Origin of the sequence: Sphingomonas sp. S-NIH.Pt15_0812 (assembly GCF_003951315.1) — a bacterium.
Taxonomy (GTDB): Bacteria; Pseudomonadota; Alphaproteobacteria; order Sphingomonadales; family Sphingomonadaceae; genus Sphingomonas.
In genome coordinates this window covers 257424-280494 of record NZ_QLJH01000001.1, presented here as the reverse complement: position 1 = coordinate 280494, position 23071 = coordinate 257424, and the positions used below count along the sequence as shown (strand labels likewise).

General features: G+C 68.0%; 26 protein-coding genes and 2 tRNA genes. 13 read left to right on the top strand and 15 right to left on the bottom strand.

What is annotated here, in order from left to right; translation table 11 throughout:
- Positions 1-2: 2 nt before the first annotated feature.
- Complete coding sequence (locus BRX43_RS01260) at positions 3-512, top strand: TlpA disulfide reductase family protein (protein WP_346962842.1); 510 nt, start codon at positions 3-5, stop codon at positions 510-512.
- A 66-nt stretch (positions 513-578) separates the two neighbouring features.
- On the opposite strand, the gene BRX43_RS01255 is transcribed toward BRX43_RS01260, so the two are convergent.
- The 3 genes from BRX43_RS01255 to gap are packed head-to-tail and all read right to left on the bottom strand — an operon-like array spanning position 579 to position 3300.
- Entirely contained in the window at positions 579-1769 is a 1191-nt protein-coding gene (locus BRX43_RS01255) for a phosphoglycerate kinase (protein WP_125992992.1), read from the bottom strand.
- The gene (locus tag BRX43_RS01250; protein WP_125992991.1) at positions 1766-2254 is read right to left on the bottom strand and encodes an MOSC domain-containing protein; all 489 of its coding nucleotides are present in this window, start codon (positions 2252-2254) and stop codon (positions 1766-1768) included. Before BRX43_RS01250 ends, BRX43_RS01255 begins: the two co-directional genes overlap by 4 nt.
- Before the next feature lie 35 nt (positions 2255-2289).
- Positions 2290-3300: a type I glyceraldehyde-3-phosphate dehydrogenase gene (gap, locus tag BRX43_RS01245; RefSeq protein WP_125992990.1), complete on the bottom strand. Its 1011-nt coding sequence runs from the start codon at positions 3298-3300 to the stop codon at positions 2290-2292.
- Positions 3301-3453: 153 nt separating this feature from the next.
- On the opposite strand from gap, the gene BRX43_RS01240 reads away from it, so the two are divergent.
- The 4 genes from BRX43_RS01240 (at position 3454) to BRX43_RS01225 (ending at position 4951) form a co-directional block, all read left to right on the top strand.
- Entirely contained in the window at positions 3454-3681 is a 228-nt protein-coding gene (locus tag BRX43_RS01240; RefSeq protein ID WP_125992989.1) for a hypothetical protein, read from the top strand.
- Positions 3681-3986, top strand: coding sequence for a cell division protein ZapA (locus BRX43_RS01235; protein ID WP_125992988.1), 306 nt, complete (start codon positions 3681-3683; stop codon positions 3984-3986). Before BRX43_RS01240 ends, BRX43_RS01235 begins: the two co-directional genes overlap by 1 nt.
- A gap of 198 nt (positions 3987-4184) precedes the next feature.
- The gene (locus BRX43_RS01230; protein ID WP_125992987.1) at positions 4185-4748 is read left to right on the top strand and encodes a 5-formyltetrahydrofolate cyclo-ligase; all 564 of its coding nucleotides are present in this window, start codon (positions 4185-4187) and stop codon (positions 4746-4748) included.
- The gene (locus BRX43_RS01225) at positions 4745-4951 is read left to right on the top strand and encodes a DUF2842 domain-containing protein (protein WP_125992986.1); all 207 of its coding nucleotides are present in this window, start codon (positions 4745-4747) and stop codon (positions 4949-4951) included. Before BRX43_RS01230 ends, BRX43_RS01225 begins: the two co-directional genes overlap by 4 nt.
- A gap of 26 nt (positions 4952-4977) precedes the next feature.
- Here the strand turns inward: BRX43_RS01225 and BRX43_RS01220 are convergent.
- The 4 genes from BRX43_RS01220 to BRX43_RS01205 form a co-directional block, all read right to left on the bottom strand.
- Positions 4978-5054 (bottom strand) — tRNA-Asp (locus tag BRX43_RS01220).
- Between the two features lie 69 nt (positions 5055-5123).
- A tRNA-Asp gene (locus tag BRX43_RS01215) sits at positions 5124-5200 on the bottom strand.
- A gap of 56 nt (positions 5201-5256) precedes the next feature.
- Complete coding sequence (locus BRX43_RS01210) at positions 5257-6453, bottom strand: AI-2E family transporter (protein ID WP_164523491.1); 1197 nt, start codon at positions 6451-6453, stop codon at positions 5257-5259.
- A 127-nt stretch (positions 6454-6580) separates the two neighbouring features.
- Entirely contained in the window at positions 6581-6922 is a 342-nt protein-coding gene (locus tag BRX43_RS01205; RefSeq protein WP_125992984.1) for a hypothetical protein, read from the bottom strand.
- Between the two features lie 138 nt (positions 6923-7060).
- Here BRX43_RS01205 and BRX43_RS01200 point away from each other — a divergent pair, with 138 nt between their 5' ends.
- Positions 7061-7555, top strand: coding sequence for a hypothetical protein (locus BRX43_RS01200; RefSeq protein ID WP_125992983.1), 495 nt, complete (start codon positions 7061-7063; stop codon positions 7553-7555).
- 159 nt (positions 7556-7714) lie between these two features.
- Here BRX43_RS01200 and BRX43_RS01195 read toward each other — a convergent pair whose 3' ends face one another.
- Positions 7715-9817: a prolyl oligopeptidase family serine peptidase gene (locus BRX43_RS01195; protein WP_125992982.1), complete on the bottom strand. Its 2103-nt coding sequence runs from the start codon at positions 9815-9817 to the stop codon at positions 7715-7717.
- Positions 9818-9945: 128 nt separating this feature from the next.
- Positions 9946-11586: a DUF885 domain-containing protein gene (locus BRX43_RS01190; RefSeq protein ID WP_241214701.1), complete on the bottom strand. Its 1641-nt coding sequence runs from the start codon at positions 11584-11586 to the stop codon at positions 9946-9948.
- Between the two features lie 235 nt (positions 11587-11821).
- Here BRX43_RS01190 and BRX43_RS01185 point away from each other — a divergent pair, with 235 nt between their 5' ends.
- On the top strand, positions 11822-12649 hold the full coding sequence (locus BRX43_RS01185; protein WP_125992980.1) for an alpha/beta hydrolase: 828 nt from the start codon (positions 11822-11824) through the stop codon (positions 12647-12649).
- A 39-nt stretch (positions 12650-12688) separates the two neighbouring features.
- Here BRX43_RS01185 and BRX43_RS01180 read toward each other — a convergent pair whose 3' ends face one another.
- A complete protein-coding gene (locus BRX43_RS01180; RefSeq protein ID WP_125992979.1) occupies positions 12689-13006 on the bottom strand; it encodes a septum formation initiator family protein in 318 nt (105 codons plus the stop codon).
- Positions 13007-13016: 10 nt separating this feature from the next.
- Positions 13017-14297, bottom strand: coding sequence for a phosphopyruvate hydratase (eno, locus tag BRX43_RS01175; RefSeq protein ID WP_125992978.1), 1281 nt, complete (start codon positions 14295-14297; stop codon positions 13017-13019).
- A 135-nt stretch (positions 14298-14432) separates the two neighbouring features.
- On the opposite strand from eno, the gene BRX43_RS01170 reads away from it, so the two are divergent.
- The 5 genes from BRX43_RS01170 (at position 14433) to BRX43_RS01150 (ending at position 16431) form a co-directional block, all read left to right on the top strand.
- Positions 14433-15008, top strand: coding sequence for a hypothetical protein (locus BRX43_RS01170; protein ID WP_125992977.1), 576 nt, complete (start codon positions 14433-14435; stop codon positions 15006-15008).
- Positions 15009-15013: 5 nt separating this feature from the next.
- Entirely contained in the window at positions 15014-15364 is a 351-nt protein-coding gene (locus tag BRX43_RS01165) for a phage holin family protein (protein WP_125992976.1), read from the top strand.
- On the top strand, positions 15361-15702 hold the full coding sequence (locus BRX43_RS01160) for a hypothetical protein (RefSeq protein ID WP_125992975.1): 342 nt from the start codon (positions 15361-15363) through the stop codon (positions 15700-15702). The genes BRX43_RS01165 and BRX43_RS01160 overlap by 4 nt, the downstream gene beginning before the upstream one ends.
- Complete coding sequence (locus BRX43_RS01155; RefSeq protein ID WP_125992974.1) at positions 15699-16139, top strand: hypothetical protein; 441 nt, start codon at positions 15699-15701, stop codon at positions 16137-16139. Before BRX43_RS01160 ends, BRX43_RS01155 begins: the two co-directional genes overlap by 4 nt.
- A gap of 64 nt (positions 16140-16203) precedes the next feature.
- Entirely contained in the window at positions 16204-16431 is a 228-nt protein-coding gene (locus tag BRX43_RS01150) for a DUF4170 domain-containing protein (protein ID WP_125992973.1), read from the top strand.
- Between the two features lie 191 nt (positions 16432-16622).
- Here BRX43_RS01150 and BRX43_RS01145 read toward each other — a convergent pair whose 3' ends face one another.
- The 4 genes from BRX43_RS01145 to carA all read right to left on the bottom strand — a co-directional run bounded on the left by BRX43_RS01145 (position 16623) and on the right by carA (position 22439).
- Entirely contained in the window at positions 16623-17267 is a 645-nt protein-coding gene (locus BRX43_RS01145; RefSeq protein ID WP_125992972.1) for a rhomboid family intramembrane serine protease, read from the bottom strand.
- Positions 17268-17272: 5 nt separating this feature from the next.
- Positions 17273-17749, bottom strand: a complete 477-nt coding sequence (gene greA, locus BRX43_RS01140) for a transcription elongation factor GreA (protein ID WP_125992971.1) — start codon at positions 17747-17749, stop codon at positions 17273-17275.
- Between the two features lie 74 nt (positions 17750-17823).
- Complete coding sequence (carB, locus tag BRX43_RS01135) at positions 17824-21183, bottom strand: carbamoyl-phosphate synthase large subunit (protein WP_125992970.1); 3360 nt, start codon at positions 21181-21183, stop codon at positions 17824-17826.
- A 62-nt stretch (positions 21184-21245) separates the two neighbouring features.
- Positions 21246-22439: a glutamine-hydrolyzing carbamoyl-phosphate synthase small subunit gene (gene carA / locus BRX43_RS01130; protein ID WP_125992969.1), complete on the bottom strand. Its 1194-nt coding sequence runs from the start codon at positions 22437-22439 to the stop codon at positions 21246-21248.
- A gap of 144 nt (positions 22440-22583) precedes the next feature.
- On the opposite strand from carA, the gene BRX43_RS01125 reads away from it, so the two are divergent.
- Positions 22584-23036 (top strand): GatB/YqeY domain-containing protein, encoded by a 453-nt coding sequence (locus BRX43_RS01125; RefSeq protein ID WP_125992968.1) that lies wholly within the window; start codon positions 22584-22586, stop codon positions 23034-23036.
- Positions 23037-23071 lie beyond the last annotated feature (35 nt).

The following is a 23071-nucleotide window of genomic DNA, read 5'->3' as shown; positions in this document are numbered from 1 at the left end:
CCATGAGGGGGATGGGGATGAAGAGGATGTGGGCCGCAGCGGCGGCGATGACGATGCTGGCGGTGCCGTCGTCCCTTTGGGCGGGAAGCCGGACGGTCAAGGTCGGCGAACCGGCGCCGGATGCGGAATTGACGCTGGTCGACGGCAGCACGGTGCGGCTTGCCGATCTCAAGGGGCAAGTGGTGCTGCTCAACTTCTGGGCGACCTGGTGCGTGCCGTGCCGGCAGGAACTGCCCCTGCTCGATTCCTATTACCGCTCGGCGCAGAAATACGGGCTTCGCGCCTATGCGGTCACGACCGAGGGGTCGGTGCCCGTCTACCGGCTGAAAACGCTGTTCGCCGCCATGGCCATCCCCTCGGTCAAGCGGATGAAGGGCCTGTCGGGCGAGATGCCGGCGGTGCCGACCAACTATATCATCGATCGCGCCGGGATCGTCCGCTACGCCAAGGCGGGCGCGATGGACCTGGACGATCTGAACCGCGAACTGATGCCGCTGCTCAAGGCGCAGTGAGGGCGCATCGTTCCTCCCTGCACGGCGCGTGGCGCCGCCGCCGCCCCGTGCAGGGAGGAGGAGCCGTTACTTCATCAGCGCCGCGACGCCGGGCAGGTCCTTGCCCTCCATCCATTCCAGGAACGCGCCGCCGGCCGTCGAGACGAAGGTGAAGGCCCCCGCCACGCCCGCCTGGTTGAGCGCGGCGACCGTGTCGCCACCGCCCGCCACCGAGACCAGCGAGCCGTCCTGCGTCAGCGCCGCCGCCGTGCGCGCCAGCGACACCGTCGCCACGTCGAAGGGCGGCGTCTCGAACGCGCCCATCGGTCCGTTCCACACCAGGGTCCGGCAGTTCTTGAGCACATCGCCCAGCGCCTCGACGGCGGCGGGGCCGACGTCCAGGATCATCTCGTCCGCCGCGACCTCATGGACGTTGATCGTGCGCGTCGCCGGGTTCGGCTTGAACTCGCGCGCCACCACCACGTCATAGGGCAGGTGGACCGTGCAGTTCGCCGCATCCGCCGCGTCCAGGATCGATTCGGCGGTGCCCGTCAGGTCATGCTCGCACAGCGACTTGCCGACATCGACGCCGCGCGCCGCCAGGAAGGTGTTGGCCATGCCGCCGCCGATGATCAGGTGATCGACCCGGCTGACCAGATGGCGCAGCACGTCAAGTTTGCTCGACACCTTGGCCCCGCCGACCACCGCCGCGACAGGATGGGTGGGATGGCCCAGCGCCTTTTCCAGCGCATCGAGCTCGGCCTCCATCGCCCGGCCGGCAAAGGCGGGCAGCACATGCGCCAGCCCCTCGGTCGAGGCATGGGCGCGGTGCGCGGCGGAAAAGGCGTCGTTGACGTAAAGATCCCCCAGCTTCGCCATCTCGGCGACCAGCGCGGGATCGTTCTTCTCCTCGCCGGGGAAGAAGCGGGTATTTTCCAGCACCGCGACATCGCCGGGCTGGAGCATCGCCACCGCCTCGGCCGCGCCGTCCCAATCGACGAAGCGGACGGGCCGGCCCAGCACCTCGCCATAGGGCTTGGTCACCATCGCGAGCGACATGTCGGGATTACGCTGTCCCTTGGGGCGGCCGAAATGCGCCAGCACCAACACGATCGCGCCGCGATCCGCCAGTTCGCTAACGGTAGCCAGCGTCGCGCGCAGCCGCGTGTCGTCGGTCACCCGACCGTCCGCCATCGGCACGTTGAGATCCTCGCGCACCAGCACGCGCTTGCCCTGGATATCGCCCATATCGTCGAGCGTCTTGAACGGCTTGGTCATGCTTCCTCGATCCTGATGATGTCGCCCAGGGCGATCCGCCCGCCCGCCAGCACGCGCGTGCACACGCCGCCACGCCAGTCCGGGGTCAGGGCCCGTCGCAATCCCGGCCGCAGCGCATCCATGCGCTGGCAGGGCTCGCATTCCATGGTGATTTCCAGCACCACCGCCGCGCCGATCCGCAACCGCGCGCCCGCCACCTGGGGCAGGACGAGGCCGTCGACCAGCAGGTTGGCGCGCCGCTCCTGCCAGGGCAGGTCATGGGTCAGCGCCGGGTCGAGTTCGGCCAGCGCCTGGTCCCAACCCGTCCGCGCCATCGCCGTCACCTGACGCCGGCCGCGCCCGCCGGGCCTGACCAGCCCACGGCTATCGCCCGCGAGGCCGGCATCGAGAGAGATGTCGACCGCGTCGATCACCTCCACCGGCCCCTTGGGGCGGGCATGGCGGGCGATACCCGCCAGCACGCCCGTCAGCCCCGTGACGGGCATGACGGACGCATCGGCGTGGACGGGCAGGTCGCGGTTCAGAGGAACCGCGCCATCGCGGTCGCGGTGTCGACCATGCGGTTGGAGAAGCCCCATTCATTGTCGTACCACGACACGACGCGGACCAGCTTGCCGTCGATCACCGCCGTCTCCAGGCTGTCGACGGTCGAGGACTGGGGCGAGTGCATCAGGTCGATCGAGACCAGCGGCTCGTCCGAATAGACCAGCACGCCCTTCAGCGGGCCGCTTTCCGACGCCGCCTTCAGGATCGCGTTCACCTCGTCGCGCGTGGTGTCGCGCTTGGGGGTGAAGGTCAGGTCGACCAGGCTGACGTCCGGCACCGGCACGCGGATCGCCGAGCCGTCCAGCTTGCCCTTCAGCTCCGGCAGCACCTCGCCCACCGCGCGCGCCGCGCCGGTGGTGGTCGGGATCATCGACATGGCGGCCGCACGGGCGCGGCGCAGGTCGGGATGGATCTGGTCGAGGATCTTCTGGTCGTTGGTATAGGCGTGGACCGTGGTCATCAGGCCGCGCTCGATGCCGATCGCGTCGTTCAGCACCTTGGCGACCGGCGCCAGGCAGTTGGTGGTGCAGCTGGCATTGGACACGATGGTGTGGTCCGCGCCGAGCTGGTCGTGGTTGACGCCGAACACGACGGTCAGGTCGACATTCTTGCCGGGGGCCGAGATCAGCACCTTCTTCGCGCCCGCATCGATATGCTTCTGGCACGAGGCGCGGTCGGTGAAGAAGCCGGTGCACTCCAGCACCAGTTCGACGCCCAGTTCCTGGTGCGGCAGATTGGCGGGATCGCGCTCGGCGGTGACGCGGATGCGCTTGCCGTCGATGACGATGTCGTTGCCCTCGGCCGACACTTCGCCGGGATAGCGGCCATGGACGCTGTCGCGGCTGAACAGCCATGCGTTGGACTTGGCATCGGCCAGGTCGTTGATCGCCACCAGTTCGAGCTGGCCGTCGCCGCGCTCCAGAATCGCGCGGGCGACCAGGCGACCGATACGCCCGAACCCGTTGATCGCTACCTTCACCGTCATCGCGCCTGCTCCTTCGGATAGTGGCCCAGCGACGGCGAAGTCGCGGAGGGGCCGAACGTCCGCGCCTTTCGGATCGTCGGCCCTGCCTGTCAACCATCGCAACAACGGTTCGCGGCCCTTGCCGCGTCTCCACTGCATCCCTACTCCGGCCGAATGGATGATCTGCCCGCCACCGAACACCCCAGCGACACCTCCGCCGCCGACCGGATCGAAGGCGCGATCGCCCGGATCGAGCGTGCCGTCGCGGTGCGCGCCGCCGACAGCGAAGCCCTTGCCAAGCGCCACGCCGCCCTGAAGGCCCGGATGGCCGAGGCGGTATCGGCGCTCGACGAGGTCATCGCGCGCACCCCCGCCACCGCGCCCGCGCAGGGCCGCCGCTGATGGCGACCGTCACGCTCAATATCGGCGGCCGCCCCTTCCCCGTCGCCTGCCGCGATGGCGAGGAGGCACGGCTCCAGTCGCTCGGCCGGATGGTCGCCGAACGCTGGCCCGCCGCCGACCGCGCCGCCAACGGCCAGCCGGAACGCGCGATGCTCTATGTCGCGCTGATGCTCGCCGATGCGCTCGACGAATCGGAGAGTCGGCCGCCGCCGGGCTCGGCGGTCAGCGAACCGGCGCTGCTGCGGATCGCGGATCGGCTGGAAGCGCTGGCGGATGCCCTTGAGCAATCGCCCCCGAGCGCCTAGATAGATGGGCGGCGGGTACTGCCCGGTGCGAGCCTCTTATATCCCTGAGGCTATTCTTCATCCAAGGGGGCTGTCCCTGCCCGGACCCTGGTCCGACGCACATGGTCCCCACCTGACGTACTGGGCGTCGGTGGATACAATGGCAAACGGCCATGGCGGTCCCGCCACCCGCTTCATTCCCGTCCTGCGCGTGCGCTCGTGACCGACGCACGCCCCTCGACCGACAAGCGCGCGTTGCGCGCCCGTCTGCGGGCGTTGCGCGATGTGGTGCCGCCGCAGTCCTTGCCGGTGCCGGCAGCCTTCCTCGTGCTCCTGCGGCCGGCGCTGGTCGTCGCCAGCTACGCACCGATGGGCGGCGAGGCCGACCCCGCCCCCTTCGCACAGGCCGCGCTGGCGGCCGGCGCACGATTGGCGCTGCCCCATGTCGTCGACCGGGCGACGCCGCTCCGCTTCCTGGCCTGGGACGGACGGGCCCATGAGCCCGGCCCCTTCGGCCTGCGCAATCCCCCCGCCGGCTCGCCAGAGCTGCGACCCGACCTGATCCTGACGCCGCTGGTCGGCTTCGATCGTTCGGGCAACCGGATCGGGCAAGGTGCCGGCCATTACGACCGCGCCTTCGCCACCGTCCCCCAGGCGATTCGGATCGGCATCGCATGGAGCGTGCAGCAACTGCCGCCGATAACGCCGGACCCATGGGACGTGCCGTTGCACGCCATCGCCACCGAACAGGAATGGATCAGCATCATGGACCCCACCGCATGACCCCCAGTTGGCGCAAACCCGCCGGCGCGCTGCTGATCCTGGCGCTGATCGTGATCTGGGTGGGGCTGGTCGCCAGCCTGTCCGGCCTGGTCGGCAGCTGGCACTGGACGGCGCAGCTCCTGTTCTACGCCGTCACGGGACTGGTCTGGATCGCGCCGCTCAAGCCGCTGCTCCGATGGATGGAGACGGGGCGCTGGCGCTGAATTTCGAGGTATGAACTTGCGCCGGGTGGCGCGAGTGACGGGGCTCGAACCCGCGACCTCCGGCGTGACAGGCCGGCGCTCTAACCAACTGAGCTACACCCGCAGACCCTGCGAACCTAATGGCCCGCGAACATCGGCGACTTCCTGCTTCCGCACCATCCCCGAAAGGGGGTGGCGCGAGTGACGGGGCTCGAACCCGCGACCTCCGGCGTGACAGGCCGGCGCTCTAACCAACTGAGCTACACCCGCTTGCGAAGCGAGGCCGGCCCACTATGCGACAGGCGGGGGGCTGTCAACGGCCCTTTTCATTTTCCTTCGTCGCCGGCCGCATTTCCCATGCCCCGCTGCCGCCGCTCGCGTCCCTGATGGACCAGCGTGCCGTGCTCGAACAGGAAGCCGGCGATATCCGGCTTGCCCGCCGCGCCCAGCACGGTCTGGAGGATGATCAGCAGCGGCACCGCGAGCAGCGCCCCCAGCGTCCCCCATACCCATCCCCAGAAGCTCAGCGAGATCAGGATGAGCAGCGGGCTGATCGTCAGCCGGTGGCCGACGATGAAGGGCGTGATCGCATTCGCCTCGACCAGGTGCAGGCCGTACATCACCACCGGCGGCAACAGGGCGGTCCAGATGTCGTTGAACGTCATCAATCCGCCCAGCGCCAGCAGGAACGCCCCGATCACCGGCCCGAAATAGGGGATGTAGTTGAGCAGTGCGACGATGCCGCCCCACATCGCCGGATAGGGCATCCCGATCGCCCATAAAGCCGTGCCCGTCACGATGCCCAGGATGACGTTGATCAGCGTGATCGTGCCCAGATAGGCCGACACGTCGTCGACCACGTCCTGGATGACGCGGGCGGTCGCCATCGCGCCGTCGAAGCTGGTCCGGCCGGTGATCGTCTTCTGCCGCATCCGCGTCCAGCCGGACAGGAAGAAGAAGACGATCAGCACCCCGAACAGGAATTGCACGATCACCGCCGGCGCGGAGGTGGCGGCCAGTTCGAGGATCGACGAGGGCGGCGCGACGGCGGCGGTCGGCGACGAGCGGATCGGCGTCGAGGCGATCTGGTGCAGCGCCTTGTTGGCATAGCGTTCCAGGCTGGAATAGAGATCGAGCAGCGGCGCCAGATTGTCCTGGATACGCCCGATCCGGCTCGGCAGCAGGCGGAAGAAGTCGGTCGCCGGCACCACGATCGCGGCCAGCGCGATGTTCACCGCGATCAGGAACAGCAGGATGCACAGGATCGCCGCCAGCGCCGACGGCACGCGGCGCCGCTCCATCCATTCGAGGATCGGCACCATCGCCACCGCGATCACCAGCGCGGTGGTCAGCGGCAGGAAGAATTCGGCCCCCTCCTTCAAGGCGAAGGGGGTGGCGAAGATCAGGCCGATGCCGGCGGTCAGGGTCAGCGCGGCGAGCAGCCGGTCGCGACGCATCGCGATCCGCACCGCTTCATCCGGCGCGACGCCGCTCGGCACCCCCAGGATGCTGTCGCCCGGCATCGTCGATGCCGGGTCCGATACGTCGTCGTTGCTGATCGTCATGGCGGCATCCTAGCCGCTTTACGGACAGCCGCCATCCCGAAGCCACGCCAGCACCACGATAAATGGGCGGCGTGGCGGAGAAGAGTCAGTTGCGGTCGATTTCCATCAACATCGTATGCTCGTAGCGCTTCTCGCCCGGCTGGTAGAGCGCGCTCGGCTGGAAGCGGCGCGGCGTGATGCGCAGCGCGCCCAGGCCGGCGAGCTTGAACGTGCCGATCTTCTCCTCGCGCGGCGGCTTGCCGTCGCGATCCAGGGTCAGCGCATCGACATAGATCTCGTCGTGCCGGGTGTAGATGGCGTGGGGTGCCAGCGTCACGTCGCCGCGATTATAGGTCGCGGCGACCGCGAGTTGCTTGACGATCGCCTCGAAGATGACGGCGGGGGACGGCGGCGGCGTGGTAGGCTGACGCTCGATCGTGGCGCTCATATCGTTCATTCCCACCCCTTTGCCGAAACTGCTGCACCGCAGCAAGGACGATCCTGCGCCATGGATGTTTCGTCCCTGTCTCTTTGCGGGCCATATCCGGTGCCGGGAACGTCGACCCGCGCGGGCGGTTCCACGACCATGAGCGACACGGCGACCCGCGACGATCCCCGGCTGTGGGACGAGGTGAAGGCCCGGATCAGCGCCGGCGACAAGGGCGGCAAGGCCGGCCAATGGTCGGCGCGCAAGGCGCAGTTGGCGGTCGCCGAGTATAAGAAACGCGGCGGCGGCTATGAGGGCGGCAAGGAGGCTGGCAATCACCTCCACCAATGGACCGAGGAGGATTGGGGCACCAGATCGGGCGAAAAGAGCGGCGAGACGCACGAACGCTATCTGCCGAAACAGGCCCGCGCCGCGCTGAGCGACGACGAGTACGCCCGCACCACCGCCGCCAAGCGCCGCGATTCGCACGACGGAAAGCAATATTCCGCCCAGCCCGACGACATCGCGAAAAAGACCGCACCCTTTCGCGACCACCGGACCAAGGCGGAACTCTATGCCGAGGCGAAGCGCCGCGACATCGCCGGCCGCTCGTCGATGACCAAGGCCCAGTTGCAGGCGGCGCTCGACCGATAGGACGCACCGTCCGCCCCCCACCTGTTCCCCGACGAAGGCCGGGGCCCAGTTGGGGGACGATGGTGACGCCGCGCGGTGTTGCTTCACGACCGCCCTCGCGACTGACCCCCGACCCTAACCGGGGATCACACTAAGCCGATCGAGCGGACGAGGACCGCATCACTTCGCCGGAGCCGCTCCCATCAGCTTCTGCGCGAAATAGGTCATCTGCAGGGCCTGCAATCGCGCGCCCTGCTCGATATCGGCATCGCCCGAATGGCCGCCCGCCGTGTCCTCGTAGAACAGATAGGGCTTGCCATATTCCTTCAGCCGGGCGGCGAACTTGCGGGCGTGCTGCGGGCCGACGCGATCGTCCTTGGTGGTCGTCCAGATATAGGGCTCGGGATAGGTCACGTCCTTGCGGATATTGGCATAGGGCGAGATGCGGCGCAGGAACGCGGCCTCGTCCGGCTTCTCGATCGAGCCATATTCGCCCTCCCAGGATGCGCCCGCCGCGATCGACTGGTAGCGGACCATGTCGAGCAGCGGCACCTGGATCGTCACCGCCTTCCACAGGTCGGGATGCTGGGTGAACTCGACGCCCATCAGCAGCCCGCCGTTCGACCCGCCATAGATGCCCAGCTTGGCCGGGTTGGTCAGCTTGCGCCGGAACAGGTCCTTCGCCACGCTGGCGAAATCGTCATAGATCACCTGCCGCTTGGTCTTCAGGCCGGCATCATGCCATTTCGGCCCGAATTCGCCGCCGCCGCGGATATTGGCGAGCACATAGGCCCCGCCCCGCTCCAGCCACAGCTTGCCCGTCCCGCCCGAGTAACTGGGCGTCATCGGCAGTTCGAACCCGCCATAGGCGGTCATGATCGTCGGCGTCTGCCCGTCGAGCGGCGCATCGGCGCGGTGGACGACGAAATAGGGGACCTTGGTGCCGTCGGTCGAGGTCGCCTCGAACTGCTCGACCTTGAGGCCGGCGGCGTTGAAGCGGGCCGGCGTCGCGCGGATCTCCCTTGGCGCGGCGCTGCCCGCGGCGTCATAGGAATAGAGCGCGGTCGGCGTCAGGAAGCCTGTGACGGTCAGGAACAGCTGGTCGCTGCGATCGGTGGTGCTGGCGAGATCGATCGAGACATTGTCGGGCAGCGCCACCTGCTTCGTCGTCCAGCCGTTCGCGCCCGGCGTCATCACCGCCATGCGGCCACGGACATTGTCCATATAGGTGACGACCAGCGTATCGCGCGTGGTGGCGACCCCGTCCACCGCCTGGCGGGGCGTCGGCTGGAACACCAGCTTGGGCGTCGCGCGGCCGGCCTCCAGCTCTGCGACCGGCACCGCCGCGATCGCCCCCGCCGGCACCGCGCCCCAATCGTCGCTGGTGGTGAACACCACCTGCCCGTCCACCATGCCCGAGGGGAAGGCACGCGCCGGCATGTCCAGCTTGCGCGTGCCGGACGGGGTCCAGACGGCCTTGTCGCCGCCGAAGAAGTCCTGCCGCCGCTCCATGAAGACGATGCGATGCCCGCTGCCGTCGGTGAGGACCGAGGCATAGGTGCCGAGCTGGTCCTCCGCGCCGCCGCGATAGACCTCGGTGGCGGCCGTCAGCGGCTGGCCCCGCTTCACCAGCTTGACGACGAAGGGATAGCCGGAGGTCGTCATCGTCCCCGCGCCCCAGTCGCGGCTGACCAGCAGCGTGTCCTTGTCGAGCCATTCCGCGCCCTGTTTGGACTTGGGCAGGAGGAAGCCGTTGTCGACGAAGCGGCCGACCTCCAGGTCGAACTCGCGATAGGTGACCGCGTCCTCGCCCCCCTCCGACAGGGCGACCAGGCACAGCCGCTCCTCCGGCTCCAGGCAGGTCGCGCCCTTCCACACCCATTTCTTGCCCTCGGCCTTGGACAGGGCGTCGAGGTCGATCAGCGTCTTCCAGGCCGGTTGCGGATTGGCGTAGTCGGCCATCGTCGTCCAGCGCCACAGCCCCTGGGGATGATCGGCATCGCGCCAGAAATTCAGGATGCGGCCATAGCGCTGCGACGGCATCGGGATGCGATCCTTGGCGGAGGCGATCGCCAGCGCCTCGCGATAGAAGGTCGCATAGCGCGGGTCGTTCTGGAGGCGCGGCAGCGTGCGGGCGTTCTCCGCCTCCACCCAGGCGAGCGGCTTCGCGCCGTCCTTGTCCTCGAGCCAGATATAGGGATCGTCCATCGTCTTCGCCTGTTGCGCAAGCGCTGGTGCGCCTGCGAGGAAGCTTGCTGCGAGCAGGAACGTGAGGCCGCGCATAATTACCCCTTATAGTGGATGCGGCGGATTGTGCCCTGCGACGCGCGTCGCTGCAATGCATCCCGGCCCGCCGCATCCCACCGACTGGTCATCACCGAATATGATCCGCGCCAGACCGCCCCTGCGGATCAGAAGATCGCGCGGGCGCCCGGCTCGTTCATCATCATCTGGCGGACCAGCGGGATCGGCGGGCCGCCATAGCTCAGGAACTGGTCGTGGAACGCCTTCCACCCCGCCCGGCCGCCGTGACGCGCGGTCCAGTCGGCCCGCAGCCGGCGGATCATCAGCTTGCCCATCGTGTAGTTGAGATAGGCCGGGTCATAGGTGCCGCGCGCCGATTGCTGGCGGGCATTGCCCTCGTCCTGATAGCATTGCTCGACGAACATGCGGCGCGACTGTTCCTGCGTCATGCCGCGCGCGTGCAGCCCGATCGCCGACAGGAAACGGCAGTCGCGCAGCAGCGCGTTGGACAACTGGCCGATATGGACCTGTGGATCGCCATCGCCCAGCCCCGCTTCCCACATCATCTCCTCGGCATAATGCGCCCAGCCTTCCGCAAAGGCATAGCCGACGAACACCCGGCCGAAGAGCGAGGGCGAGCGGTTGGCGTGGAGGAACTGGAGGAAATGCCCGGGCATCACTTCATGCACCGAGGTGAAGAGCAGGTCGTCGACGCCCGGCACGAACGCATTGCGCGTCGCCTTGTCCCAGCTCGGGTCCGGCGGCGAGATATAGTAGACGGACGGGATGTTGTGCTCGAACGGCCCCGGCGGATCGATATAGGCGCTGTTCTGCCGGTTATAGGGCGGGCTTTCCTCCACCAGCGCCTGTTCGGTGCCGGGGATGGTGACCAGGTCGTGCGCGGTGACGAAGGCGCGAAGCGTCGGCAATTGCCGCCGCGCCTCGGCAACGGGGCCGTCCTTGGGCTTGTTCGCCGCCATCTTGTCGACACAGGCCGGCACGGTCAGGCCGGGCGCGAACTGGGCGCAGGCGGCGACCAGCGCCGCTCGGTTGCGCGCCAGATCGGCACGCCCCGCCGCCTCCAGCGTGGCGATCGGCGTCGTCACCCCCTCGGTCGCCGCCAGCATCCGCTGGAAACGCGGTGCGCCGAGCGCGAACGCCTCGGTCGCCACGGGTCGCTGCGATTCGAGCCAGCCGCCCAGCGCCTTCACCGCCGCCGCCGCGCTGGTCGCCGCCATGCGCAGGTCGCGCTGGATCGCCGGGTCCTTGACCGAGGCGAAGGCCTCGACCGCATCCTTGGCGTAATAGTCTGCGAAGCCGTTGAACGCCGCCGCGCCGTAATTGGCGAAGCTGAGCGGCATCGGCGTCTTCAGATTGGCGCGGATATTCCCCGCCGCCGCCGGGACGTTGCGCAGGAAGGCGGTCAGCGCCCGCGCCCGCGTCGGCGCATCGGCATAGTTGCGCGCGATATAGACATTGGGATCGAGCGTGCCGACATACCAGGCGGGGTTGAGATGCGGCTGGTCGGCATCCTCCAGCCAGAACAGCCGGCCCTGCGCCACCTGCACCAGATAATCGCGCTCGAACCGCTCGTCGCGGGTCAGCCCGCGCAGCGGCATCGCGCGCGCCGCGGCGATCGACCGGCGATAGAAACCGCCCAGCCGCTTCAGCCCGGCGGGACTCCAGTCCTGGATCTGCCCGTCGAAATCATGCCGCCCCTCATAGACGGCGAAATTCGGGTCGAGCCGGAACAGCTCTTCCATGAAGGAATCGCGGAACGCCGGCCAGCGCCGCGCCGTGGCCAGCATCGACTTGGCGGGCTTGGCCGCGGCCCGCGTCCCTTGTGCCATCGCGGGCAAGGCCCCGCCCCCCGTCAGGCCAGCGAGCGCGCTCGCGGCCATGATCAACCTCAATCCCTTCATCATGCCTCCCTGATTCGTATCGAACGATGCTGCCACTCCACCGCAGCCGGCGCCAGTGCGCGCACCGGAACGGCGGCACCTGATGGACGTTTCTGCCCCCGCAACAAGCCGGAGCCTCTCAATGCCCTATGTCAAGACGCGCGACGGGACCGACCTCTATGTCAAGGATTGGGGCAGCGGCCGGCCCGTCATCCTGCTCCATGGCTGGCCGCTCAACGCCGATAGCTGGGACGCGCAGGCGATGGCCCTGGCGGAGGCGGGGTTCCGCGCCATCGCCTATGACCGGCGCGGTTTCGGCCGGTCGGGCCAGCCCTGGTCGGGCTATGACTATGACACGCTGTCGGACGATCTGGCCGATGTGATGAAGGCCGCCGGCGCCGACCAGGATGCGACGATCATCGGCTTCTCTATGGGCGGCGGCGAGGTCGCGCGCTACATGAGCCGGCATGACGGACAGGGCGTGGTCGCGGCCGGACTGATCTCGTCGGTCGTGCCCTATATGCTCAAGACCGACGACAATCCCCACGGTACGCCGCAATCGACCTTCGACCAGATCGCCGACGGCATCGTGAAGGACCGGCCGAAATTCTTCCGCCACACCTTCGTGCCGCAATTCTACGGCGTCGGTTACATCACCAGCCCGGTGAGCGACGATGTGGTGGAATATTCGACCAACATGGCGCTGATGGCCGGCCTCAAGCCGACCCTCGCCTGCGCCGAGGCGTTCAGCCACACCGATTTCCGCCCCGACCTGCCCGCCTTCCGCGTGCCGACGCTGATCGTCCACGGCACCGGCGACCAGACGGTGCCGATCGACGCCTCGGCCCGCGCCGCGGCGGCCGGTATCTCGCAAAGCCAGCTGGTGGAATATGACGGCGCGCCGCATGGCCTGAACGTCACCGAAAGCGACCGGCTGACCCGCGACCTGCTGACCTTCCTGGGTCACTGAGCCGCGATCGCCCGCCCCCGGTCCGCCGGGGGCGGGGCGTCACTTGTTCAGCGGTACGATCATCTCGTCCGGGTGCGCGACGTTCAATTCCTTGCGCACCATCTCGTCGACCATGTCCGGATTGGCATGGTCGGGATCGAGCAGCGCCACGCGATTGCGCAGCACCGCCCGCTGCTTGTCGAGCGCGGCATAGTCCCGCTCCCGCTTGGCGAGCTGGCGCTTATAGTCGCCATAGGCCAGCACGCCGTTGGGCCCGGCCACCGCATAGGCGCCGAAAAAGGCCAGGACGACCAACACCGCCGCGGGCAAGGCCGCGCGGCGGAGGACGTCACGGACGCTGGTCTTCTTCCTGCGCATCGCCTGTCGATCAGCCCCGGATCAGAATGTCACGACCGGCATAACACGCGGCATCGCCCAATTCTTCCTCGATCCGGATGAGCTGGTTGTACTTGGCGAGCCGGTCCGAACGCGCCAGGCTGCCCGTCTTGATCTGACCGCAATTGGTCGCGACCGCCAGGTCGGCGATCGTCGCATCCTCGGTCTCGCCCGAACGGTGGCTCATCACGGCGGTGTAGCGCGCGCGCTGCGCCATGTTGACCGCCTCCAGCGTCTCGGTCAGCGTGCCGATCTGGTTGACCTTCACCAGCAGCGAATTGGCGTAGCCGCCCTCGATGCCGCGCTTCAGGCGGGTCGGGTTGGTGACGAACAGGTCGTCGCCGACCAGCTGCACCTTGTCGCCGATCAGGTCGGTCAGCGCCTTCCAGCCCTCCCAGTCGTCCTCGGCCATGCCGTCCTCGATCGACAGGATCGGATAGCGACGGGTCAGGTCGGCGAGATACTCGGCCATCTCATGGCTCGACAGGATCTTGCCCTCGCCCGAGATATTGTACCGGCCGTCCTTGAAGAACTCGGTCGCGGCGCAATCGAGCGCCAGCATCACGTCCTCGCCGGGCGTGTAGCCGGCCTTCTCGACCGCCTGCATGATGAAGTCGAGCGCGTCGGTGGTCGAGGCGATGTTGGGGGCGAAGCCGCCCTCGTCGCCCACGCCGGTCGCCAGGCCCTTGTCGTGCAGCGCCTTCTTCAGCGTGTGGAAGATCTCCGAGCCGCAGCGCACCGCCTCGACGATGTTCGGCGCCCCGACGGGCATGATCATGAATTCCTGGAAGTCGATCGGATTGTCGGCATGTTCGCCGCCATTGATGATGTTCATCATCGGCACCGGCAGCAGATGCGCGGCGACGCCGCCGACATATTTGTAGAGCGGCATCCCCCGCGCTTCCGCCGCCGCCTTCGCCGCCGCCAGGCTGACGCCCAGGATCGCGTTGGCGCCCAGCCGGCCCTTGTTCTCGGTGCCGTCCAGCTCGATCATCGCGCGGTCCAGATCGGCCTGGTCCTCGGCGTCGCGGCCCAGCACCGCGTCGGCGATCTCGTCGTTCACCGCCTCGACCGCCTGGTCGACGCCCTTGCCGCCCCAGCGGGTCTTGTCGCCGTCGCGCTTCTCGACCGCCTCATGCGCGCCCGTCGACGCGCCCGAGGGCACGGCGGCGCGGCCGAAGCTGCCATCCTCCAGCAGGACGTCGACCTCGACGGTCGGGTTGCCACGGCTGTCGAGGATCTGGCGGGCGTGGATGTCGATGATCGCGGTCAAGTCATGCTCCTGCGAAGAGGTCAGGCGGGTTGCGCGCCGCTCTAGCGGCTGCCTGCGTCACGGGCAATCGTTGCGCGGATGGAACCGTGGCTGGTACGACAGGTTGAAGCGCCAGACTGATCGAGGGACCGAACCATGGCCGACAATGACCTGAAACCTGCAACCGGCGCCGATCTGGATACGCCCCCGGCGAACACGGATTTCACGCCCGCCGAACCGCTGAAGACCAGCGGCGTCGGTTTCACGCCGGAGGACGCGACCATCTCGACCCGCCCCGAACTGACCGACGGCACCAGCTCGTCGGGCGGCGGCAAGGCGACGGACGTCAAGCAGACGCTCCGCGACGGCGCGGGCAAGCTCCAGGCACAGGCTGGCGACAAGCTGCGCGCCTATGCCGATGACGGCAAGGCCAAGGCGGGCAACGCGCTCGACCAGCTGTCGCAGTTGTTGAGCGATGCCGCCGGCCAAGTCGACGAGAAGCTGGGCCAGCAATATGGCCAGTATGCCCGCAGCGCCGCCGACCAGGTCCAGGGCTTTGCCGAGACGGTGAAGAGCAAGGATGTCGAGGACCTGCTGGAGGATGCGCGCCACTTCGTCCGCGCCAGCCCGGCGGCGGCGATCGGCGTCGCGGCCGCGCTCGGTTTCGCCGTCGCGCGGCTGGTGCAGGCGGGTGTCGAACCCGTCGCCAACGACCCGACCGGCCGGGCCTGACCCGGATGCGGGTGTTCGGGCAGGACGACGGCATCGCGTCGCTGGTCGGCCGGCTGGTCGATGATGGCCGCTCGGTCGTCTCGGCGGAGATCGCGCTCTACAAGGCCAAGGCGGTCGAGCGGGTCGATGCCTATCGATCGGCGACGATCTTCTTCGCCATCGCCGCGGTGCTGGCATTGGCGGGGCTGATCGCCCTGCTGGTCGGATTGATCCTGTCGCTGGCGACCTTGATCGGGCCGCTCGGCGCGACCGCGATCGTGGTCGGCGTCGTTTTCGCCGCGGCAGCCGTGTTCGGCCTGATCGGCAAGGGCAAGCTTGCCAGCCCCGTGTCCACCCTGCCGGATACCCGCGCATGACCGCCGCCAAACGCTCGCTCGCCGCCGCCGAGGCGCAAGCCATCGAGGCCCGTACGCGGCTGTCGGCCACCTGGACCGACGTCCAGACACGGCTCGACCCGAAGCTGCTGGCGGACGAGGCGCGCGACGCCGGCACCGCCGCCGCCTTCGCCGGAATCGAGCAGGTCCGGCGCAACCCGTCGCTCGTCGCGGGGATCGCCAGCCTGTTCGGATTGCTCCTGCTGGGCCGGCAGATCGCGACCGTCCGCCATCGTCGGCAGCGTCGTAAGCCCCTGCCCGCCCAGGTGCGGTCGACGCCATCGTCCACTCCCCCTTCGCTTTCGAGGATCGAATCATGACCGACAGCCGCTACGATCACGCCCGCGACACCGTGTCGCATGTCTATCACGACGCCCGCGACAAGGCGGCCGAGACACTCTCCGCCTCCAAGGACAGCGTCCAGGAAGCCGCACATCGCGCCGCCCATGAGATCGAGGCGAACCCGCTGCTGGTGCTCGCCGGCGGCCTGGCGCTCGGCGTGGTGATCGGTGCGTTGCTGCCGCGCTCCACCAAGGAGAAGGAACTGCTCGGGCCGCTCGGCAGCAAGCTCGGCGAGACTGCGCGCCAGGCCTTCGCCGCGGCGAAGGACGCCGGTTATCAGGAACTCGACTCCGCCGGCCTTACCAAGAGCGCCGCCAAGGATCGCGGCAAGGACCTGTTCGATGGCGTCGTCCGCGCGCTCAGCAGCGCCGGCACCGCCGCCGTCCAGTCGGCCCGCAAGGCGGACGCCGCGTAAGCCCGATGCGCTATATTGCGGTGCGGGGTTCAAACCCGCACCGCTTGCCTCTAAAAGAGACGATATGAGCAAGCTTCATCTCGTCTTCGGCGGCCGTGTCCGCGACCCGCAAACGCTGGACTTCGCCGATCCCACGGCCTTGGAAGTGGTCGGCATCTTCCCCGATTATGCCAGCGCCGAAAAGGCGTGGCGCGCCGCGGCGCAGCGCACCGTCGACGATGCGGAGATGCGCTTCGTGGTCGTCCACCTGCACCGCCTGCTGGAGCCCGATCAGCTGACGCCGGCGGGCTGAAGCTTCATCCCCGCCCCCTTCGCGGTCCATCCCGGCGGGGGCGAGGCATGTGCGACCGTCACGCCCTCGCCCCACATACCGGACCATTCCAGCGAAGGCCGGGACCCGGTAACGGACCGTTTCATCTGATCTGCAGACGCCACCCCGATGGACCCCAGCCTTCGCCGGAATGGTAAGTGCCTGATCCATCCTCAGGCGTGGCGGTGGTTCCACAAGAGCAGCGGCCGTGCCAGCACCAGTCCGGCGAGGAAACCGCCGATATGCGCACCGATCGCCACGCTGACGCCACCCATGCCGGCCACCGCGATCAGGAACTGGATGCCGATCCAGGCCACCGCGAGCCATAGCACATGCACCAGATGCGCGGGCACCGGACCCAGCGCCTTGGCCCGCCGCTCGCCATAGAGCAGCGCATAGGCCCCCACCATGGCGGAGATCGCGCCGCTGGCACCGATCATCGGCAGGGCGGAATGCGGATCGAACAGCCAGTGGATCGCCGCCCCGGCATAGGCGCCGATCAGATAGAGCAGCGCCGATGGCCCGGAGCCGATCGCCCGCTCCACCGCCTGCCCACAAAAGACCAGCATCACCAGGTTGAAGCCGAGATGCGCCAGCCCGCCATGGACCAGCGTCGCGGTCAGCGGCGTCGCCCAGGCGGGGATCCAGAACAACGCCGGATTAAACAGTTGCGGCGCGGCGAAGCGCAGCGGGATCACCCCCGCCTTCACCGCCGCCGCATCGAGTTGCCCGCTATAGACGAGCCACAGCGACACGACCGTCGTGACCCCGGCAATGATCGCCGTGGCCGGCCAGTCCCGCCATCCGCGCCCGCCCATGAGGGTCAGATGAACTCGATCTTGGACACGAGATAATAGCGGTCGCCCGCCGGCACCGACACCTCGACCTCCTCGTCCACCTTGCGCCCGATCAGCGCGCGGCCCATCGGCGAGTTGTACGAGATGCGGCCGGTACGGGCGTTCGCCTCGGTCTGGCCGACGATCTGATATTTGATCGGCTTCTCGTCCTCGTCGAGCAGCGTCACCGTCGCCCCGAACACGACCTTGTCGCCCGACAGGTCGCGCGGGTCGATGATCTGGGCGCGGCTCAGCTTGTCCTCGATATCGGCGATCGACGCCTCGATCTGGCCCTGACGCTCCTTGGCGGCATGGTATTCGGCGTTCTCCGACAGATCGCCATGCGCCCGTGCTTCTTCGATCGCGTCGACGATCTGCGGGCGCTCCTCTTTCAGACGCCGGAGATCCGCGGTGAGCGTCTCATAGCCCTCCTGGAGCATCGGCATCTTTTCGACGGTGGCCATTCTATCGTCCCCAAATCAAAGTCGCCCCGAACGGGCCGGAAAGGCCCGTCCGCACATCATCCATGCTGCCGGGATCAGTTGTGCGACTGCGAATAATAGTCCTGCAAGGGCCGAACTTCAAGGACACCACCCGAACCACTCGCGCTTTGACCCGCCTGGTGCGCGGCCAGGATCGCCTTTGCCGCCTCCACGCTGGCCGATGCGGTGGTGTAATAGGGGATGCGCTGGCCCAGCGCCGCCTGGCGGATCGGCTTCGAATCCTTCAGCGACTGCCAGCCTTCGGTGGTGTTGAAGATCAGGTCGATGCCGCCGTCCTTGATCCGGTCGACGATATGCGGCCGGCCTTGTGCCACCTTGTTGATCCGCTCGACCGTGACGCCGGCCTGTTCCAGGTAATCGGCGGTGCCGCTGGTCGCGACGATCGCGAAGCCGGCCTCCGCCAGCGCGGTGACGCCGGGCAGGATCGCGGCCTTGTCCGTCCCCTTGACGCTGACGAACACCGCGCCCTTGGCCGGCAGCACGGTCGAGGCGGCGAGCTGCGACTTGGCGAAGGCGGTGGTGAAGTCGGCGGCGATGCCCATCACCTCGCCCGTCGACTTCATCTCCGGCGACAGCACCGGATCGACGCCGGGGAAGCGGTTGAAGGGGAAGACCGCCTCCTTGACCGCATAATAGGGGATGGCGCGATCGATCCGCGGCAGCTCGGCCAGCTTCTCGCCCGCCATCACCCGCGCCGCGATCTTGGCGATGGGCGTGCCGATCGCCTTGGCGACGAAGGGCACGGTACGCGACGCGCGCGGGTTCACCTCGATCAGATAGACTTGGTTGCCCTTGACCGCGAACTGGATGTTCATCAGGCCGACGACGTTCAGCCCGCGCGCCAGCGCCTCGGTCTGCCGTTCGATCTCGGCGATGATCTCCGCCGACAGCGAATAGGGCGGGATCGAGCAGGCCGAATCGCCCGAATGGACGCCCGCCTCCTCGATATGCTGGAGCACGCCCGCGACGACCACATCGGTGCCGTCGCAGATCGCGTCCACGTCCACCTCGACCGCATCGCGCAGATACTGGTCGATCAGCACCGGGGCATCGCCCGACACCTGCACCGCCGTCTGGATATAATCCTCCAGCTGCATCGGCCCGTCGACGATCTCCATCGCCCGGCCGCCCAGCACGAAGCTGGGCCGCATCAGCACCGGATAGCCGACCCGCTCGGCGACGATCAGCGCTTCCTCGCGGCTGCGCGCGATGCCGTTCTTGGGCTGGAGCAGCTTCAAACGGTCGACCAGCGCCGCGAACTGCTCGCGATCCTCCGCCAGGTCGATCGCCGCCGGGCTGGTGCCCAGGATCGGGATGCCCGCCGCCTCCAGCGCGCGCGCCAGGTTGAGCGGCGTCTGCCCGCCGAACTGGACGATCACGCCGACCAGCTCGCCGCGCGACTTTTCCACGTCCAGGATCGACAGCACGTCCTCGGCGGTCAGCGGCTCGAAATAGAGCCGGTCCGACGTGTCATAGTCGGTCGACACCGTCTCTGGGTTGCAGTTGACCATGATCGTCTCATAGCCCGCATCCGCCAGCGCGAAGCAGGCATGGCAGCAGCAATAGTCGAACTCGATGCCCTGCCCGATCCGGTTCGGACCACCGCCCAGGATCACCACCTTGCGGCGGTCGGACGGCATCGCCTCGTCCTCGGGCTCGCCGAAGCTGGGGCCTTCATAGGTCGAGTACATATAGGGCGTGCGCGCGTCGAACTCGGCGGCGCAGGTGTCGATCCGCTTGAACACCGGGCGCACGCCCAGCTTCAAGCGATGCTCGCGCACCTCCTCCTCGGTGACGCCGCCGGTCATCGCCTTCACCACCTCGTGGATCAGGCCCGAACCGCGCGCGATGCCGCGGGTCATGCCGCGCAAGTTCGCCGATTGCAGCGCCAGCCAGGCCAGCCGCTTGTCGCTGAAGCCCATCGCCTTCAACCGGCGCATGCCGGGCGCGTCGATCGGCAGGCCGTTCTCCATCACGTCCTTCTCGGCCGCGACGATCTCGGCGATCCGCTCCAGGAACCAGGGATCGTATTTGGCGATCGCATGGACCTCGGCGACGGTGAAGCCCTCGCGCAATGCCTGCGCGGCCACCAGCAGCCGGTCGGGCGTGGGCGCGGCCAGCGCCGCCTCGATCTCCGCGCGCGGCGCGCCGACCAGATGGTCGACATGGTTGAAGCCGGACAGGCCCGTCTCCAGTCCGCGCAGCGCCTTCTGCATCGATTCCTGGATGTTGCGGCCGATCGCCATCACTTCGCCGACCGACTTCATCGCGGTGCCCAGCACCGGCTCGGCGCCCTTGAACTTCTCGAAGGCGAAGCGCGGGATCTTGGTGACGACATAGTCGATCGTCGGCTCGAACGAGGCGGGCGTCGCGCCGGTGATGTCGTTCTCGATCTCGTCCAGCGTATAGCCGACCGCCAGCTTGGCCGCGACCTTGGCGATCGGGAAGCCGGTCGCCTTCGACGCCAGGGCCGAGGAGCGCGACACGCGCGGGTTCATCTCGATGACGATCAGGCGGCCGTCCTTCGGATTGACCGCGAACTGGACGTTGGAGCCGCCCGTCTCCACCCCGATCTCGCGCAGCACCGCGATGGATGCGTTGCGCATGATCTGATATTCCTTGTCGGTCAGCGTCAGCGCCGGCGCGACGGTGATGGAATCGCCCGTATGGACGCCCATCGGATCGACATTCTCGATCGAGCAGATGATGATGGCATTGTCGTTGCGATCCCGCACGACCTCCATCTCATATTCCTTCCAGCCGAGCAGCGACTCCTCGATCAGCACCTCGGTGGTCGGCGACAGGTCCAAACCCTTGCGGACGATCTCCAGGAACTCCTCGCGGTTATACGCGATGCCGCCGCCCGAGCCGCCCATGGTGAAGCTGGGGCGGATGATCGCGGGCAGCCCGACCTTGTCCAGCCCGGCCAGCGCCTCCGCCTCGGTATGCGCGATCGCCGAACGGGCGGATTCGAGCCCGATCTTGTCCATCGCGTCGCGGAACTTCAGCCGGTCCTCGGCCTTGTCGATCGCCTCCGCATCCGCGCCGATCATCCGGACGCCGAACTTCTCCAGCGTGCCGTCATGGAACAGCGCCAGCGCGGTGTTGAGCGCGGTCTGCCCGCCCATGGTCGGCAGGACGGCGTCGGGCCGTTCCTTCTCGATGATCTTGGCGACCACGGCGGGCGTGATCGGCTCGACATAGGTGGCGTCGGCCAGCTCGGGATCGGTCATGATCGTCGCCGGGTTCGAATTGACCAGGACGATGCGATAGCCCTCTTCCTTCAGGGCCTTGATCGCCTGCGTGCCCGAATAGTCGAACTCGCACGCCTGACCGATGACGATCGGCCCCGCGCCGATGACGAGGATGGAGGAGATGTCGGTGCGTTTTGGCATGGGTTCTCGCCGAGATGCTGGCGGCCGGTTAAGGCCGAGAATTGATTATGCGGTGCGGTCGGTCAGCCGTTGCCGACGGTGCGTTCGCCAAGCGACGCGACGAACCGCTCGAACAGGTACAGGCTGTCCTGCGGCCCCGGCGACGCCTCGGGGTGATATTGCACGCTGAACGCCGGCCGGTCGGTCAGCTCCAGCCCGGCGTTCGAGCCGTCGAACAGCGACACATGCGTCTCGCGCGCATTGGCGGGCAGCGAGTCCCGCTCGACCGCGAATCCGTGGTTCATGCTGGTGATCTCGACCGCGCCGTCCGACAGGCGCTGGACCGGATGGTTGGCGCCGCGATGGCCCTGGAACATCTTGGTCGTGCGGGCGCCGACCGCCAGCGCGAGGAGCTGGTGGCCGAGGCAGATGCCGAACAGCGGCACGCCCGCGTCAAGCACCTGGCGGATCACCGGCACCGCATATTCCCCCGTCGCCGCCGGATCGCCGGGGCCGTTGGACAGGAACACGCCGTCTGGCTTCAACGCCATGACCTGCTCGAACGTCGCGGTGGCGGGCAGCACCGACACCTTCGCCCCGGCCTTGACCAGGTTGCGGAAGATGTTGCGCTTGCTGCCGTAATCGATCGCGACGACGTGCGGCCGCTCGCCCTCGCCGACGCTGTCGTCATAGCCGAAGCCCAGCCGCCACAAGCCGCCGGCCCAGCCGTAATGCGTTTCGGTCGACACGGTCTTGGCGAGGTCCATCCCCTCCAGCCCCGGCCAGCTGCGCGCCATGTCGAGCAGCAGGTCGAGGTCGAACGCCCCGCTCGGGCTGTGCGCGATGACGCCGTTGGGCGCGCCGCCGGCCCGGATGCGGCGGGTCAGCGCACGCGTGTCGACGCCGGCCAGGCCGATGCGCGCATGACGCCGCATCCAGCCATCCAGCCGCTCCATCGCGCGGAAGTTGGACGGCTCGGTCGGCACCTCGCGCACGATCATGCCCAGCGCATGGGGATCGTCCGCCTCGATATCGTCGGGATTGGCGCCGACATTGCCGATATGCGGGAAGGTGAAGGCGATCATCTGCCCCGCGAAGCTGGGATCGGTCATGATCTCCTGATAGCCGGTCATGGCGGTGTGGAAGCAGACCTCTCCCACCGCCTCGCCTTCGGCGCCGAAGCCGTGGCCCCAGATCACGTCGCCCGTGGCGAGAACGAGGCACCCGGTCGCGCCCACGGGCTTTTCGGGCATGGCAAAGGGCGTTGCGTCGGCCATGGTCAGGCGGGCACTCCATACAAAAGTTCGGCGATGTCGCTAAGCCGCGCCCGCTAGCCCCCCTGCCCCGTTCGGTCAACCGGTGTACGGCGGACCGCCCTTGCGCTAGGGCAATTCCTTTCCCGTGCGAAAGAGACGTTTTCCATGATCCGCGACGACATCAAGGCTGCCCAGGTCACCGCCATGAAGGCCGGCGACAAGGAAGCACGCGCTGCCATCTCCCTGATCCAGGCCGCGATCAAGAACCGCGATATCGAGGTCCGCACCGGCACCGCCCCCGCCGACGACGATGTGCTGGTGGTCGAGGTGCTCCAGAAGATGGTCAAGCAGCGCCGCGAATCGATCGCCATGTACGAACAGGGCGGCCGCCCCGAACTCGCCGAGGCCGAGGCGCGCGAGGTCGCAGTGATCGAACGATTCCTGCCGCAGCAGATGAGCGAGGCGGAAACCAGCGCCGCGATCGAATCGATCAAGGCGGAGCTGGGCGCGACCGGCATGAAGGACATGGGCCGGGTGATGGCCGAACTGAAGACGCGCCACGCCGCCAATCTCGACATGAGCAAGGCGAGCGGGCTGGTGAAGGCGGCGCTGTCGTAAGCGGATTTAACACGGCCCAAGCCGTTCCCCGGCGA

What these genes read in the sequence shown, in the direction of transcription:
- BRX43_RS01225 (WP_125992986.1), top strand. Translation starts at nt 4,745, where the DNA reads ATGACCCCCAGTTGGCGCAAACCCGCCGGCGCGCTGCTGATCCTGGCG.
- BRX43_RS01240 (WP_125992989.1), top strand. Translation starts at nt 3,454, where the DNA reads ATGGATGATCTGCCCGCCACCGAACACCCCAGCGACACCTCCGCCGCC.
- BRX43_RS01160 (WP_125992975.1), top strand. Translation starts at nt 15,361, where the DNA reads ATGACCGCCGCCAAACGCTCGCTCGCCGCCGCCGAGGCGCAAGCCATC.
- BRX43_RS01250 (WP_125992991.1), bottom strand. Translation starts at nt 2,254, where the DNA reads ATGCCCGTCACGGGGCTGACGGGCGTGCTGGCGGGTATCGCCCGCCAT.
- BRX43_RS01150 (WP_125992973.1), top strand. Translation starts at nt 16,204, where the DNA reads ATGAGCAAGCTTCATCTCGTCTTCGGCGGCCGTGTCCGCGACCCGCAA.
- BRX43_RS01260 (WP_346962842.1), top strand. Translation starts at nt 3, where the DNA reads ATGAGGGGGATGGGGATGAAGAGGATGTGGGCCGCAGCGGCGGCGATG.
- BRX43_RS01255 (WP_125992992.1), bottom strand. Translation starts at nt 1,769, where the DNA reads ATGACCAAGCCGTTCAAGACGCTCGACGATATGGGCGATATCCAGGGC.
- BRX43_RS01210 (WP_164523491.1), bottom strand. Translation starts at nt 6,453, where the DNA reads ATGCCGGGCGACAGCATCCTGGGGGTGCCGAGCGGCGTCGCGCCGGAT.
- BRX43_RS01155 (WP_125992974.1), top strand. Translation starts at nt 15,699, where the DNA reads ATGACCGACAGCCGCTACGATCACGCCCGCGACACCGTGTCGCATGTC.
- greA (WP_125992971.1), bottom strand. Translation starts at nt 17,749, where the DNA reads ATGGCCACCGTCGAAAAGATGCCGATGCTCCAGGAGGGCTATGAGACG.
- BRX43_RS01145 (WP_125992972.1), bottom strand. Translation starts at nt 17,267, where the DNA reads ATGGGCGGGCGCGGATGGCGGGACTGGCCGGCCACGGCGATCATTGCC.
- BRX43_RS01235 (WP_125992988.1), top strand. Translation starts at nt 3,681, where the DNA reads ATGGCGACCGTCACGCTCAATATCGGCGGCCGCCCCTTCCCCGTCGCC.
- BRX43_RS01165 (WP_125992976.1), top strand. Translation starts at nt 15,014, where the DNA reads ATGCGGGTGTTCGGGCAGGACGACGGCATCGCGTCGCTGGTCGGCCGG.
- BRX43_RS01170 (WP_125992977.1), top strand. Translation starts at nt 14,433, where the DNA reads ATGGCCGACAATGACCTGAAACCTGCAACCGGCGCCGATCTGGATACG.
- carA (WP_125992969.1), bottom strand. Translation starts at nt 22,439, where the DNA reads ATGGCCGACGCAACGCCCTTTGCCATGCCCGAAAAGCCCGTGGGCGCG.
- BRX43_RS01195 (WP_125992982.1), bottom strand. Translation starts at nt 9,817, where the DNA reads ATGCGCGGCCTCACGTTCCTGCTCGCAGCAAGCTTCCTCGCAGGCGCA.
- BRX43_RS01125 (WP_125992968.1), top strand. Translation starts at nt 22,584, where the DNA reads ATGATCCGCGACGACATCAAGGCTGCCCAGGTCACCGCCATGAAGGCC.
- BRX43_RS01185 (WP_125992980.1), top strand. Translation starts at nt 11,822, where the DNA reads ATGCCCTATGTCAAGACGCGCGACGGGACCGACCTCTATGTCAAGGAT.
- BRX43_RS01200 (WP_125992983.1), top strand. Translation starts at nt 7,061, where the DNA reads ATGAGCGACACGGCGACCCGCGACGATCCCCGGCTGTGGGACGAGGTG.
- BRX43_RS01180 (WP_125992979.1), bottom strand. Translation starts at nt 13,006, where the DNA reads ATGCGCAGGAAGAAGACCAGCGTCCGTGACGTCCTCCGCCGCGCGGCC.
- gap (WP_125992990.1), bottom strand. Translation starts at nt 3,300, where the DNA reads ATGACGGTGAAGGTAGCGATCAACGGGTTCGGGCGTATCGGTCGCCTG.
- carB (WP_125992970.1), bottom strand. Translation starts at nt 21,183, where the DNA reads ATGCCAAAACGCACCGACATCTCCTCCATCCTCGTCATCGGCGCGGGG.
- BRX43_RS01205 (WP_125992984.1), bottom strand. Translation starts at nt 6,922, where the DNA reads ATGAGCGCCACGATCGAGCGTCAGCCTACCACGCCGCCGCCGTCCCCC.
- BRX43_RS01190 (WP_241214701.1), bottom strand. Translation starts at nt 11,586, where the DNA reads ATGCTGGCCACGGCGCGGCGCTGGCCGGCGTTCCGCGATTCCTTCATG.